This is a genomic window from Phyllobacterium sp. 1468, assembly GCF_031455525.1.
Classification (GTDB): Bacteria; Pseudomonadota; Alphaproteobacteria; order Rhizobiales; family Rhizobiaceae; genus Phyllobacterium.
Map to the genome: position 1 here is coordinate 341,750 of NZ_JAVDSX010000004.1, position 13,836 is coordinate 355,585.

At 57.6% G+C, this 13,836-nt stretch carries 14 protein-coding genes and 1 pseudogene; 5 read left to right on the forward strand and 10 right to left on the reverse strand.

The window, feature by feature from the left end; all coding sequences use genetic code 11:
- The first annotated feature begins 56 nt into the window (after positions 1-56).
- A complete protein-coding gene (gene ppx / locus J2X72_RS13705) occupies positions 57-1,565 on the forward strand; it encodes an exopolyphosphatase (protein WP_210002200.1) in 1,509 nt (502 codons plus the stop codon).
- A gap of 81 nt (positions 1,566-1,646) precedes the next feature.
- Here ppx and purQ read toward each other — a convergent pair whose 3' ends face one another.
- Genes purQ through purC form a run of 4 tightly spaced genes read right to left on the reverse strand, consistent with a single transcriptional unit; the run spans position 1,647 to position 3,610 of the window.
- Positions 1,647-2,315, reverse strand: a complete 669-nt coding sequence (gene purQ, locus J2X72_RS13710) for a phosphoribosylformylglycinamidine synthase subunit PurQ (protein WP_112530808.1) — start codon at positions 2,313-2,315, stop codon at positions 1,647-1,649.
- Entirely contained in the window at positions 2,312-2,569 is a 258-nt protein-coding gene (locus J2X72_RS13715; RefSeq protein WP_310072723.1) for a hypothetical protein, read from the reverse strand. The genes purQ and J2X72_RS13715 overlap by 4 nt, the downstream gene beginning before the upstream one ends.
- A 17-nt stretch (positions 2,570-2,586) precedes the next feature.
- On the reverse strand, positions 2,587-2,826 hold the full coding sequence (gene purS, locus J2X72_RS13720) for a phosphoribosylformylglycinamidine synthase subunit PurS (RefSeq protein WP_210002204.1): 240 nt from the start codon (positions 2,824-2,826) through the stop codon (positions 2,587-2,589).
- Positions 2,827-2,845: 19 nt separating this feature from the next.
- Positions 2,846-3,610 (reverse strand): phosphoribosylaminoimidazolesuccinocarboxamide synthase, encoded by a 765-nt coding sequence (gene purC / locus J2X72_RS13725; protein WP_112530810.1) that lies wholly within the window; start codon positions 3,608-3,610, stop codon positions 2,846-2,848.
- 299 nt (positions 3,611-3,909) lie between these two features.
- Here purC and J2X72_RS13730 point away from each other — a divergent pair, with 299 nt between their 5' ends.
- Together J2X72_RS13730 and J2X72_RS13735 are read left to right on the forward strand one after the other, a co-directional pair.
- Complete coding sequence (locus tag J2X72_RS13730; RefSeq protein WP_210002206.1) at positions 3,910-4,230, forward strand: DUF1476 domain-containing protein; 321 nt, start codon at positions 3,910-3,912, stop codon at positions 4,228-4,230.
- A gap of 85 nt (positions 4,231-4,315) precedes the next feature.
- The gene (locus tag J2X72_RS13735; RefSeq protein WP_310072727.1) at positions 4,316-5,020 is read left to right on the forward strand and encodes a class I SAM-dependent methyltransferase; all 705 of its coding nucleotides are present in this window, start codon (positions 4,316-4,318) and stop codon (positions 5,018-5,020) included.
- Between the two features lie 22 nt (positions 5,021-5,042).
- Here the strand turns inward: J2X72_RS13735 and J2X72_RS13740 are convergent, their stop codons facing one another.
- Positions 5,043-6,002: a GGDEF domain-containing protein gene (locus J2X72_RS13740; protein WP_310072730.1), complete on the reverse strand. Its 960-nt coding sequence runs from the start codon at positions 6,000-6,002 to the stop codon at positions 5,043-5,045.
- Between the two features lie 188 nt (positions 6,003-6,190).
- On the opposite strand from J2X72_RS13740, the gene J2X72_RS13745 reads away from it, so the two are divergent.
- Positions 6,191-6,955 (forward strand): aldolase/citrate lyase family protein, encoded by a 765-nt coding sequence (locus J2X72_RS13745; protein WP_210002213.1) that lies wholly within the window; start codon positions 6,191-6,193, stop codon positions 6,953-6,955.
- 224 nt (positions 6,956-7,179) lie between these two features.
- Here J2X72_RS13745 and J2X72_RS13750 read toward each other — a convergent pair whose 3' ends face one another.
- From J2X72_RS13750 to rnd, 5 genes and pseudogenes are all read right to left on the reverse strand, one after another.
- A complete protein-coding gene (locus J2X72_RS13750; protein WP_310072732.1) occupies positions 7,180-8,403 on the reverse strand; it encodes a glycosyltransferase family 4 protein in 1,224 nt (407 codons plus the stop codon).
- Positions 8,404-8,426: 23 nt separating this feature from the next.
- Positions 8,427-8,918 carry a hypothetical protein gene (locus J2X72_RS13755; protein WP_310072735.1) on the reverse strand — a complete coding sequence of 164 codons (492 nt, stop codon included), beginning with the start codon at positions 8,916-8,918 and terminating at the stop codon, positions 8,427-8,429.
- A 367-nt stretch (positions 8,919-9,285) separates the two neighbouring features.
- A pseudogene (locus J2X72_RS13760) lies at positions 9,286-9,407 on the reverse strand (alpha/beta hydrolase); the annotation flags it as partial.
- 40 nt (positions 9,408-9,447) lie between these two features.
- Complete coding sequence (locus J2X72_RS13765) at positions 9,448-10,368, reverse strand: DMT family transporter (protein WP_210002221.1); 921 nt, start codon at positions 10,366-10,368, stop codon at positions 9,448-9,450.
- 321 nt (positions 10,369-10,689) lie between these two features.
- Positions 10,690-11,889 (reverse strand): ribonuclease D, encoded by a 1,200-nt coding sequence (rnd, locus tag J2X72_RS13770; RefSeq protein WP_310072738.1) that lies wholly within the window; start codon positions 11,887-11,889, stop codon positions 10,690-10,692.
- 148 nt (positions 11,890-12,037) lie between these two features.
- Here rnd and aspS point away from each other — a divergent pair, with 148 nt between their 5' ends.
- The gene (aspS, locus tag J2X72_RS13775) at positions 12,038-13,828 is read left to right on the forward strand and encodes an aspartate--tRNA ligase (RefSeq protein WP_310073048.1); all 1,791 of its coding nucleotides are present in this window, start codon (positions 12,038-12,040) and stop codon (positions 13,826-13,828) included.
- The last annotated feature ends 8 nt before the right edge of the window (positions 13,829-13,836 follow it).

Here is a 13,836-nt window from a genome sequence, read left to right on the forward strand (position 1 = left end):
GATTGTCCCGCCATCCGGGAAACAGAACTGCGCCATACTTACCGTCCGATTCTCTCATGATATCGGCTGCACAAGGACGCGTGCAGGGGCGTCAACCAGCTGCTGTCATCGATATCGGTTCGAACTCTGTACGTCTGGTGGTGTATGAAGGCGTAAACCGGTCTCCCACCGTTCTGTTCAATGAGAAGATACTCTGCGGCCTCGGCAAGGGGCTGGCGAAAACCGGCAAGCTGAATGCGAAGGCAGTACAGAGCGCGCTGCGTGCTTTGCGTCGTTTTCGCGCGCTGGCCGATCAGGCCGGGGCCGTTTCGCTCGACGTTCTGGCGACAGCCGCAGCGCGCGAGGCCGAGAACGGCTCACAATTCATCCGGGAAGCCGAAGCGCTGCTCAAAGAGCCGATCAAGGTTCTTTCGGGCAGGGAGGAGGCCTATTTCTCCGCGCTTGGCATTATTTCTGGCTTCCATGATCCGGACGGCATAGCCGGCGATCTTGGCGGCGGCAGTCTGGAACTTGTCGATATCAAAGGCAGTCAGATCGGCGATGGCATCACCCTTCCGCTTGGCGGTCTGCGCCTGCAGGACATGTCCGACGGCGATTTGAACAAGGCCACGGATCTTGCAAGAAAACATCTCGCGTCGGCAAAGCTGCTGGGCAATGGCAAGGGCAGGGCGTTTTATGCGGTTGGTGGCACATGGCGAAATCTTGCTAAGCTGCACATGAGTGCCAAGCACTACCCGCTCCATGTCATGCATCATTATGAGATCCCGTTTGATGAAGCCCAACGCTTCCTCAAGCTCGTAGCGGCAGGCGATCTTGATTATATGCGTGGCATCGAGGACGTTTCCAAAAACCGCCGTTCGCTCCTGTCTTACGGTGCCATAGCCCTTCTCGAAACCATCCGGTTGATGCGGCCTTCCAACGTCGTCTTCTCGGCGATCGGCGTGCGCGAGGGCTTCCTCTACTCGCTCCTGTCGGAGAGCGATCGACTGGAAGATCCGCTGATCTCGGCAGCAGAAGAACTGGCGGTTTTGCGCGCCCGCTCGCCTGCCTATGCGCGGGAGCTCGCGGAATGGAGTGGAGAGGCGTTTGCCGCTCTCGGCTATGAAGAATCCGAGGATGAAAAACGCTATCGTCGTGCCGCCTGTCTGGTCGCGGATATCAGCTGGCGCGCGCATCCGGATTACCGCGGAAGCCAGGCGCTGAACATGATTTCAAACGCCTCCTTCATCGGTATCGATCATCCCGGACGCGCCTATATTGCGCTCGCCAATTTCTTCCGGCACGAGGGTATTACCAACAGTGTGGCGGATCCCGAACTTGCCGCCATCGCCAGCCCGCGCTTGCTCGAATATTCGAGGGTCCTCGCAGCGGTCATGCGCATCACCTATCCGTTTTCCGCATCCATGTCCGGTGTGGTCCCCAAGCTTTCCTGGAAGACGACGGCGGACGGGCTCGAGCTTGTGATCGACAAGAGTAAGGCTGACCTGATAGGCGATGTGCCGGAAGGCCGCCTGCAGCAACTCGCAAGGCTGACAGGCAAGAATATCAGGATGGTTATCAGCTAAACGCTGACGGGACGCGATAGGCGTACAGCTACAACATCACCTTTAGAGCCTGTTTGGAACGTGGAGTTTCCAGACGGGCCCTCAGGCGGCGATGCCCAGCACGCCCGTGAACAGCGCACGGCCATCGGTGCCGCCATGAGCCGCTTCGATCAGGTTTTCCGGATGCGGCATCAGCCCCAGCACGTTACCATTCTTGTTGATGATACCCGCAATATCGTTCATCGAGCCGTTCGGGTTGGTGCCTTCGGCATAGCGAAACACGACCTGGCCGTCGCCCTCGATGCGGGCAAGCGTCTCAGCGTCGGCAAAATAATTGCCATCATGATGTGCGACAGGGCACTGGATGATCTGACCATGCGAATAGCCGCGGGTGAACGGCGTATTGGCATTGGTCACTTCGAGTTTCACCTGGCGGCAAACGAATTTCAGCGAGGCATTGCGCATCAGCGCACCGGGCAGGAGGCCGGCTTCCACCAGAATCTGGAAGCCATTGCACACGCCCATCACCATGACGCCCTTGTTGGCTTTCTCGCGGATCGCCTCCATTACGGGCATGCGCGCGGCGATGGCGCCGCAGCGCAGGTAATCGCCGTAGGAAAAGCCGCCGGGGATCACAATCAGATCGACATCGGGAATTTCCGTATCCGTCTGCCATACCGTATGCGGTGCAACGCCGGAAATCTTCGTCAACGCCGCAATCATGTCGCGGTCGCGGTTAAGGCCGGGAAGGAGTACAACTGCCGATTTCATGGGTGTGGTTCAAACCTTGCTTGTGCTTCTGCGAATTCCCGAAGATCGAGGCGGGTTTCGATACGATCGAGACGATCCAAAATTTGCGTAACGTTGCCATGCAGATTATTCAGATCACCCTGCATCAAATGGATTTGGCTACGAATACTATTATTATCGTGGCGTAAGTCACGGTGACCATCTTTCAAATACGAAACGTCCGCCTGAATTTTCTTCAAAATTTCATAAATCACAGCTTGAGTCACTTCGATCATTGAAAATCTCCGATGCGTCAATCAATGACGACAGCATAATCCTCGATCACCGTATTTGCCAGCAGCTTGTCGCACATCGCCTTAAGGTTCGCTTCAGCGCTGGCGCGGTCCGTCGTATCGAGTTCGACGTCGAAAACCTTGCCCTGGCGAACCGAGCCGACACCCTCGAAACCGAGGCTGCCGAGAGCACCGACGATCGCCTTGCCCTGGGGGTCAAGAACGCCATTCTTCAAGGTTACAGTGACACGTGCCTTCATCGATCTGTCTTCTCCGGTGTTACTTGACCAGAACGGGCCCGGCAGGCCGCGTCGGTTCGTTTTCATTCATGATGCCGAGACGGCGCGCAACTTCCTGATAGGCCTCGATCAGGCCGCCCATATCGCGGCGAAACCGGTCCTTGTCCATCTTCTCGCTCGTCTGCGCGTCCCAGAGGCGGGCGCTGTCGGGCGAGAATTCGTCGGCCAGCACGATGCGCATCATTTCCCCTTCGTAAAGCCGGCCGCATTCGATCTTGAAATCGACGAGCTGGATGCCGACACCGAGAAACAGTCCGCTCAAGAAGTCGTTGATGCGGATGGCGAGCGCCATGATGTCATCGATTTCCTGCGGTGCAGCCCAGCCGAAGGCCGTAATGTGCTCCTCGGAGACCATCGGGTCATCAAGCTCATCGTTCTTGTAGTAGAACTCGATGATCGAGCGCGGCAGCACGGTGCCTTCCTCGATGCCGAGGCGCTTTGCCAGCGAGCCGGCCGCGATGTTGCGCACGACAACCTGCAGCGGGATGATCTCGACTTCCTTGATCAGCTGCTCGCGCATGTTCATGCGGCGTATAAAGTGCGTCGGGATGCCCATGCGGTTGAGCTGGGTGAAGATATATTCGGAAATGCGGTTGTTGAGGACGCCCTTGCCGTCGATTACTTGGGTTTTCTTGGGGTGAAGCACAGTTGTGTCGTCTTTGAAATGCTGGACGAGTGTGCCTGGTTCTGGTCCTTCGTAAAGGATCTTTGCTTTGCCTTCGTAGACACGGCGGCGACGGTTCATTGCGGATTCTCTGGTATTGGAGTTATCGGTCGGCCTTGGGTCTTGGCCGTCATGTTGGCGCGCTAACTATCGCAAAAGCAAGCATTCTACAATGATCCTTTATGGAGCTCCCCCGATTTATGGGTTATATGCTGGTTCTACGACAATTTGAAACCAGTGATGATCGATTGAGACTTTTGATTTTGCACGGAATGATTATATGGGAAACGAACAAGACAAAAACATCGGGACCTGCCTGAAAAACGCCTGATACATGATTGTATTACTAAGCAAGACACAATTTGCGGGAGCAAGAGAGGATGACAATGCAAGATCGCGAAAACGCCTTTGAAAACAAGTATGCGCATGACGCAGAAGTGCGTTTCAGGGCGGAGGCCCGGCGTAACAAGCTTCTTGGCATCTGGGCGGCGGAAAAGCTCGGCAAGACCGATGAAACCGCCGACGCTTATGTAAAAGAGGTCATCAAGGCGGATTTCCAGGAAGCAGGCGACGACGATGTCTTCCGCAAGATCCGGGCCGATTTCGATGCCGCCGGAATAGACACCTCCGACCACCGCATCCGTCGCAAGATGGAAGAGTTGATGATCGAGGCCATACAGCAAATCGAAGGCGCTCCCTGATTTTCTGCCGCCCTTCAGAACCGGAAAAAGCCGCCCGCTGGGCGGCTTTTTTCCGTAAGATGCCTCGGCCATTTGGAGATTTCGCGTGGTAGAACCTTCCTCGGCAAAGTTCGACGCAGCTCGTGCCAACGAATATGCTCGACAAAGCCGGATCGCACTCGCAGGCTATGACGCATGCCACGAGCTTACCGCTTGCATGCTGGCTACACATCTCGGACATGATCGACCGGCTCGAATTCTGGGGGTGGGCGCTGGAGGAACCGCGGGCGAGATTATCTCTTCGGCGAAGCTCGGACCGAATTGGGATTTTGTCGCAGTCGACCCATCCGAGCCGATGCTGGAGCTCGCGCAGAGCAATATTGTCGAAGCCGGCATTCAAACCCGCGTGCAATGCATGCTCGGCAACGTCTCCGACATAGTGGCACAAGAGCCATTTGATGCGGCAGTGATGATCGGCGTGCTGCACCATCTGCCGGGTGCGCAGATGAAGGCCGATATTCTGAAACAGGTATCGACACGGCTGAAGCCGGGTGCGCCGTTCGTCATCGCGGGCAATTATCGCACATATGCGTCTCAGCCCTTGCTCATGGCGGCATGGGCCGAAAGATGGCGGCTGCATGGTGCGAGCTCTTCCGAGATAGAGGCGAAGATGGCGAAGATTTTGCAGGGCGCCGACCCGCCTGTATCCGAAGAAGCCGTATTCTCGCTCTTGTCGGCTGCGGGCTTCGAAGCACCTTTGCGTTTCTTTTCGAGCCTTTTCTGGGGCGCATGGCTTGCGCAGCGAGTCTAGCCTTATCGGCCCACTCCTCACGTCAAATAACGCTGACATGGTTTCGCCCACCGAGCTTCGCCTCATAAAGAGCAAGGTCAGCGCGGGCGAAAAGATCTTGTGCCGTATCGCCGGGACGCAATGCCGTAATCCCGACCGAACATGTATAAGCAAGGTCCGGCCAATTCTGCAAAGGGCGGGCCAACCTGATCCGCTCCAACACGCGCTCAAGAATGCCGATGCCGGTTTCTAGTGGTGTGTCGGGCAGGATCAGCATGAATTCCTCACCGCCGATCCGTCCAAAACAATCGAGCCGCCGCACAAAACTATGCGCGTGCCGTGCGAAATCGAGCAAAACCTGATCACCGGCCTGATGCCCGTAACCATCGTTGATCGCCTTGAAATGATCGATATCGAGCACCGCGACACAGCCTTTCAGAGGCTCATCAGGCGGCAATTCGCGCCTTGTCAGCTCCTCGAGCCTGGTCATGATGAAACGCCGGTTGCCAACGCCGGTCAGTTCGTCCGTCTGCGAAGCACGCAATGCGAGATCGCGGTCCTGCCGCAAGCGGCGGTCGTCCGTGCGTAACGGCGTAACGTCACTGGCCGTACAAAGCATCCAGCCGTTCCGTTGGACCGATTCCGTCATCCAGAGCCAACGGCCATCGACCACATCTGTCTCAAAAGCGCGAAACGGCACCTTTCCCCGGCGCGACTGGGTCGATATCAGCCATTCGTCGAAATTTTTGGTTGCGAGCACCGTCCCGAGCCCGGCCTCGAAATTCCGGCGCATCAGCACCCCCCATGCGACCTCTTCGCCAGGTGCAATATGATAGGCCGCTCGCCAGCTCTTGTTGGCGTAGCGCAAAACATCATTCTGGTCGTAGAGAGCGATGAGAACCTGACTTTCATCCTGCGATAGCAGGAGGTTGTAGAGAATTTCGTCTCTTAGCCCGGTCTCTTCTATGAATTTCTGCTCGTTTCCATCATGGAAAACTGTCATCTGCACCATAATTGCTTTGGTGATAGGACTCACATTATCGTTAGTTTACACGATTTCGACCCTACAATCGATCCCGTCACGCATTTGTTCCAAACGCGCTTGGCAAATGTCGGAATTTCACCATCGCCCTTGACCAGTCTGCTCCCGCGTTCCCATACTCGCGCAAAACACCACACGAGGAATCTCCCATGTCGCTCGCATCGCGTCTGAAATCTGGCGAAATCATCTATTCTGGCTGGTCGCATCTGACCGATCCTTTCGCGATGGAGGCGCTTGCCCGTACACCGCTCGATGCCGTGCTCTTCGATATGCAACATGGCCCGCACGATACCGCGAGCGTCGCCGCGCTCACCGGCATCCTGCGGAGCGTTCAAAAGCATGCGCTGGTGCGCATCCCGGTCGGTCGTTTCGACATGGCGAGCCGCGCGCTGGATTTCGGCGTTGAAGGCGTCGTCGCGCCGATGATCAACAGCGTCCACGATGCAAAGCTTTTTGCAGCCGCGATGAAATATCCCCCGCTCGGCGAACGTTCCTGGGGCCAGATGCGCGGTCGTCCCTCAAGCTATGGCGCCGGCGGCTCCGGCGGATATTTGCGCGAGGTGAATGATCAGACGCTTTCCTTCGCCATGATCGAGACCCGCGCCGCCTATGAGGCGCTGGATTACATTCTTGAGGTGGACGGTATCGATGGTGTGTTTGTTGGCCCTTCGGATTTCTCCATTGCCTGGAGCGACGGGCAGGAGGTGGATGCGGCTTCCGAGGCTATCATCGAGCCGCTGATGCAGATTGCCGCGAAGACCAAGTCGGCGGGCAAGCTCTGCGCGATCTACGCTGCGACTCCCGCGCTGGCAAAACGCTTCGCTGGTCTCGGCTATACCTATATTCCTCTTTCCGTGGACACTGCCTATCTCACGCTCGGCGTGCAAGCGCTGCTTGATGCGATAAAGGGCTGAGACCGTTCTCCTGGAGTTTCATGCGGGGAAACCGTAGAAAATATAGGCGCCGACGATCATGACGATCGAAAGCAGGATGAGCGTCGTTTCGTTCACGTCAATCACTCCCGTTGACCGCTTCCAGCAAAGGCGCGGAGAATGAAGGCACAGGATAGGGAGTTAATCCCTCGGGATGAGGTGGTCCACCGGGCCCCGTTCCTTGCCCAACGCCTTTGTCGCGCCGTTTAACGTGTAAGTTGGTTGCCTCCTGCCATGACTTGCTTGACGAGACCGAGTTGCCTATCGACGCAGTCGGGTAAGGCGTAACGCTCCACGATCGTTTGGCGTGCGCGTAAGCGATGCTGCGCGAATGCTTGCGGCTCGGCCAATGCATGACAGATCTTATCGGCAAGTGCTGCATGATCGAAGAAATCAGTCAGTAGCCCATTGCGATCATGCTCGATCACCTCGCAAACTGGCGGCGTGTTGGACCCGATAACGAGTGCGCCGCAAGCCATCGCTTCGAGGCATGACCAGCTTAGCACGAACGGATAGGTCAAATAGACATGGGCGCGGGATGTCCGTAGCAGCGCAAGAAAGTCGAGATAGGGCAGCTTGCCGATACAATGCACGCGTGAGCGATCGACCGCGACCTCCGCAAGCATTGCTTCGCGCCAGTTGGGGTGTTCTTCCGGTTTGGACCCATAGCTGACATCATCGCCGCCGACAATGACGACTTGCGCGTTCGGCCGGCGGTGCATGATCTCAGGAAGTGCGCGCATGAAGGTCGGGAAACCGCGATAGGGTTCGAGATTACGCGCGGCATAGGTGATGAGTTCGTCGTCCCGGCGAACGGCGGTCCCATCGGGTAGGGTCAGCGTCTCGTCGCCATCCGGATTGACGCGATCGGTATCGATGCCGTCGAAGATCACCTCGATTTTGCTGTGAAAGGCGTCCGGGTGAACGCTCTTCTGCCAGTGGGTGGGGCTGATCCCGATGTCACAGGCCTCAAGACTGAGCAGCAAATGGCTATTCTGTGCCCGCGAACGACAGATTGCATCGATATTGGCGATCTCGCCGGAATCGAACGCGAGGTCCGATCCCCGGTAGAAGAACTCGCAATAGCTGATCACCGGCACCTGAGGGAGCACGTCCTTGACGAACAGCAGTTCGCCCCAGCCCGGATGGCCAATGACGAGATCGGGCTTGAAGCCTTCGCGCGACATTGCCTCAATCGCCCGCACGACCTGCTGACCGTGCAGCATGGCGCTCTCGTGAAGCCGCAAATAAGGATGGGTGTCTTTGCGCACGTCGCGCGGTGGCCTATAGGTCACCCGCGCAACGCCGGGTAACATGACGTCGTCGCGTTTGGTGAGGAAGGCGACCCGATTTCCCGGATCGCGCCCCAAGGCCGGGGCGAGATGCTTGAACTGTCCCGGCATGTTCTGGTGAATGAAAAGTATGTTCATTGCCGTCGCAGGTGGGGTATCTGTCAAATGCAGGGCGGATAGCCGCGCTGTGCGCCGCGATCCGCCCTGCCGCCCCGGAGGATGAAATCGGCGGCCGCCGATGGCTTGCCGTTGCCGAGCCCATTCAGCTGGCTCAAGTCGATGACGACGGGGCTGCCTGTGAAGCCCGCATAACTCAGCGTGTCGATGCCGGCGCCGCCGGACATGATGTCGGCGCCAAGGCCGCCCTGGATAAAGTCGTTGCCGTTGCCGCCACCGATGACGTCGACACCGTTATTGCCATAGAGCTGGTCGCTGCCATCGCCGCCATTGACGGTGGTGAGGATATTGGCGCTACCGTCGTCGACGGAGATTCGGTCGTTGCCGGCCATGCCCCTGACAACGAGGCCGGCGACAATGTTGGTAATGTGAATATCGTCGTTACCCGTGGTGCCGAGCAGCGGGTTGTTGACGGGGCGGTTCCACGGTCCGTCGTAAATTCCGAGCTGCGTGAAAATTGAATGGTCGAGCGGCATGATAGCTTCCCCCCGAAACTCTTACCCATGCTGCCGCCTTCGCCCGCAGTCTGCTCCTTTAGGCGAAGGGACGCAAATAGAATTGCTTAGGGATTCGGTGATACGCAACAAATCGAAAGGTCGGCGTGTAGTCCTTGTGTATGACTGGAAGGGGAATGGGCATTGTAGAGATACATCGAAAAATGTAGCCCGTTTGCGCTATAGGACTATGCATTCCGTCCCAAGGGGCGTCTGGTGCACCACCGTTGCACTCCCTCTCCGTACAACTCTGTATACTCCCTGGCCGTCCATCCTCGGGACATCCACGGGCTTGTCCCAAGGACAAGGATGACTGGCGTAGGTCGTGTCGCGGGCAGGGGGTCGCCGGTTAAAGGCGCGACAGGAATTGCGCGAAGACCATGGAGCCTTCCGTCCAGGGGCCATGGCCGCTTGTCGCATTGAGATGGCCGGATGCGCCGGCACGATGATCATCGATCCCCAGGCGGCGGCATGGTGCGCGAGCGTATCTTGCCTGCTGCCGAAACGCTGTTCACCCCGCCGTGACCGCCGCTCTCCGGCGGGTTGGCAGCGTCATTGCTGCGACGCCCGCAATGACGCAGACAAGGCCAATCCATGCGGTCGGATTGAGGCTTTCGCCAAGGAAGAGGACGCCGATACCGACGCCGATCGGCACACGAAGATAGGCTTGTGATGTGGTGCTGACCGAACCCAATGTGTGGATCAAGCGGAAATAGATCACGAAGGCGAGGGCGGTCGAAAAAATCGACAGGCCGAGTAGTGCCAGGATCGAGTGTGCCGATGGCACGACGGTCCAGGGCTGGTCGATGACGAGGCTGACCGGAATGAGCAGCACCGCTCCGCAGAGGAGCGAGCCGGCGGCGGGCATCATTGGGTCGAGCCCCTTGAAACCTCGGCCGAAGATTGCCGCCGCGGCATAGGAGATGGTCGCGGCCACAATCGCCAGTTGCGCCAGCGCTTCCTTGCCTACGCCGTGAAACGCTTCAAGACCGATGATGAGGCTGATGCCGATGACACCGGCAACCACGCCGAAAAGCTTGCGGGCTGTCACGGCTTCATGACGCGTGATCAGGACGGTCAGAAGGAAGGTGAAGATTGGCGTCGTCGAATTAAGGATTGTTGCGAGTCCGGCATTCACAGTCAGCTCCGCCCAGGCGATGAGCGTGAACGGAACGACACTGTTGATGCAGGCCTGGATAAAGAAGCGTTTCCAGATGGCAGGGGCGCGTGGCAGCGATAATCCGCGCATCCTGATGATCGCCAGAAGCAACCCGCCGGCGATGAGCGTCCGTGCCGCGATGAAGGTGACAGGCGGAATGGTTTCGACGCCGATCTTGATGAACGTATAGGACGCGCCCCACAGCGTCGCGAGAACGGCGAGGAGGGCGATTTCTTTTGCAAGCGACGGGGCAGGGAGCGTCGATGTGGTCATGATGGTCTACTCAATTTTTGCTGCATGAATATTGTGGGTGGTGCGACGACCTCCCCATGCGGGAGTGAGTGAGTTGCAAAAGCCGAGAACAGCAACCTCAACGATTATCACTGCAATCAACCTTTCTCCCTATGGCGAGCTTGTCGAACCAGGCACATGATCGATGCAAGAAATCGATGGCTCGATGCTTCGGTCACGACCGAACTATATGTTTCGAGTAAACCTGTTTGGTCCTGGGATAGAAATCACACAAGATTTTGCGATTCCTGCACAGGAATGATCAATTCCCATGCAAGAATCATCGAATCCGGCGCAAGAATTTCAATCGAGAGTAGAAATTTGGTTGTTTTCGGTTGCGGTGCTGGCGTCCGGCCATTTTACGGCGCGTATCTTCTTGTTCTCGAATTTGAGGCAGAGCCCGCCGTTGATGAGCTGCAGCGCCTTCTCGCCAAACACCTCGCGGCGCCATCCCTGCAGCGCTGGAATGTCATCCGCATCGCCTTCCGCGGCGATCCTGTCGATCTCGTCGGTGGTGGCGACAACCTTTGCGGCAACGCCGTGCTCCTCGGTAACGAGCCGCAACAGCACCTTCAAAAGCTCGGCCGCTGCACCGGCGCCTTCTGGCGACTGCACGGATTTTGGCAGACGCGGCATGTCTTCCTTGGGCAGATCCAGCGCGAGATTGACAGCATTGAGCAGGCCGGTAGCCATACTCGAACGCTCCCAACCCTTTGGAATCGTTCGCAAACGTGACATCGCTTCCGCATCGCGCGGCTGCTGCTGGGCGATTTCGTAGATGGCGTCATCCTTGATGACCCGGCCGCGTGGCACATTGCGTTCACGTGCTTCCCGCTCGCGCCAGGCGGCGACGCTGCGCAGGACAGCAAGCTCCACCGGCTTGCGCAGGCGCATCTTCAGCCGCTTCCAGGCATCATCCGGATGCATGTCGTAGGTCTCGCGTGCGGTGAGGATCTTCATCTCATCGAGAACCCACTCCGTGCGGCCTTCCGCTTCGAGACTGCTTTTGAGATGCAGGTAAATGTCGCGCAGATGGGTGACGTCGGCCAGCGCATAGTCGAGCTGCTTTTCCGAGAGAGGACGCCGCCGCCAGTCGGTGAATCGCGACGATTTATCGATCTGCGCTCCAACGATCCGTTGCACCAACTGGTCGTAAGCGATTGCATCGCCGAAGCCGCAGACCATCGCCGCGACCTGTGTGTCGAATACCGGATGCGGGATCAGATTGCCGAGGTGAAAGATGATTTCGATATCCTGCCGCGCGGCGTGGAACACCTTGACGATTTTTTCGTCGGCCATCAGCTTGAAAAACGCAGCTAGATCAAGGCCCGGCGCCAAAGCATCGACGATCGCCGTGTGGTCAGGCGAGGCAAGCTGTATGACGCAAAGCTCCGGCCAGAAGGTGGTCTCCCGGATAAATTCCGTATCGACTGTCACGAAATCGGATTGGGTGAGGGCGGCAACAGCCTGTTCAAGCTGATCAGTGGTTGTAATCATGGTCATGAAATTTCTATAGCGAATGGATATGCGTTTGTCTCCGTCCAATCCTGATCTTGACAAATCACCCTCAAAATGCGCTTGTCCGCGCAAATTCCTGGACCGCTTGCGGGGCTTTCCACGCATGTCCATCCCACTATCAGAGGCACTTATCATGCACCGTTACCGCAGCCATACCTGCGCCGCCTTGCGTAAATCGGACGTAGGTTCAACTGTTCGTCTTTCCGGCTGGGTCCATCGCGTCCGCGACCATGGCGGCATTCTGTTCATCGATATCCGCGACCATTATGGCTTGACGCAGATCGTCGCCAACCCGGACTCGCCAGCCTTCAAACTGGCAGAAACCGTGCGCGGTGAATGGGTTATCCGCGTTGACGGCGAGGTCAAGGCTCGTACGGACGACACGATCAACCCCAATATGCCGACTGGCGAGATCGAAGTCTTTGCTCGGGAAATCGAGGTGCTGTCTGCCGCAAAGGAATTGCCTTTGCCGGTATTCGGCGAGCTCGATTATCCGGAAGACATTCGCCTGAAGTATCGCTTCCTCGACCTGCGCCGCGATAGCTTGCACAAGAACATCATGTCGCGGACCAAGATCATCGCTGCGATGCGCCGCCGCATGACCGATGTCGGTTTCACCGAGTTTTCGACACCGATCCTGACGGCGTCGTCCCCCGAAGGTGCGCGCGATTTCCTCGTGCCGAGCCGCATTCATCCCGGCAAATTCTACGCACTGCCGCAGGCGCCGCAGCAGTACAAGCAGCTGATCATGATGTCCGGTTTCGACCGTTACTTCCAGATCGCGCCCTGCTTCCGTGATGAAGACCCGCGCGCTGACCGGCTTCCAGGCGAGTTTTACCAGCTCGATATCGAGATGAGCTTCGTCGAGCAGAATGACGTGCTTTCGACCATGGAACCCGTTTTGCGCGGCGTTTTCGAGGAATTTGCCGACGGCAAGCCTGTGACGCAGGAATTCCCGCGGATCACCTATGACGACGCCATGCGGAAATATGGTTCGGACAAGCCGGACCTGCGCAACCCGATTGAAATGCAGGCGGTGACCGAGCACTTCGCCGGTTCCGGCTTCAAGGTTTTCGCCAACATGATCGCCAACGATCCGAAGGTCGAGGTCTGGGCGATTCCGGCGAAAACCGGTGGTTCGCGCGCTTTTTGCGACCGCATGAATTCCTGGGCGCAAAGCGAAGGCCAGCCGGGCCTGGGCTATATCTTCTGGCGCAAGGAAGGCGACAATCTTGAAGGGGCAGGCCCTCTTGCCAAGAATATTGGTCCGGAACGCACCGAAGCGCTGCGCATCCAGCTGGGTCTCGACGATGGCGATGCGGCCTTCTTCGTTGCCGGCGATCCGAAAAAGTTCGTCTCATTTGCGGGTAGCGCCCGTACACGCGCCGGCGAAGAACTGAACCTCGTCGACCGCGATCAGTTCAAGCTATGCTGGATTATCGATTTCCCGTTCTTCGAGTGGCTCGAAGACGAGAAGAAGATCGACTTCGCCCACAATCCGTTTTCCATGCCGCAGGGTGGAATTGAGGCGCTGGAAAACCAGGATCCCCTATCGATCAAGGCGTTCCAGTACGACATGGTCTGCAATGGTTTCGAGATCGCTTCGGGTGGCATCCGCAACCATTTGCCGGAAACCATGGTCAGGGCTTTCGAGGCTGTCGGTCATTCGCGAGAGACGGTCGAGGAACGTTTTGGTGCTCTCTACCGAGCCTTCCAGTATGGCGCACCTCCGCATGGCGGCATGGCGGCTGGCATTGATCGTATCGTTATGCTGCTCGTCGGCGCAAAGAACCTGCGCGAGATCACGATGTTCCCGATGAACCAGCAGGCCAATGATCTTTTGATGAATGCCCCGTCAGAAGTCTCGCAGGCTCAGTTGCGCGATCTGCACATTCGGCTCAATCCAGTGAAGAAAGAGGTTTAAAAACCTCT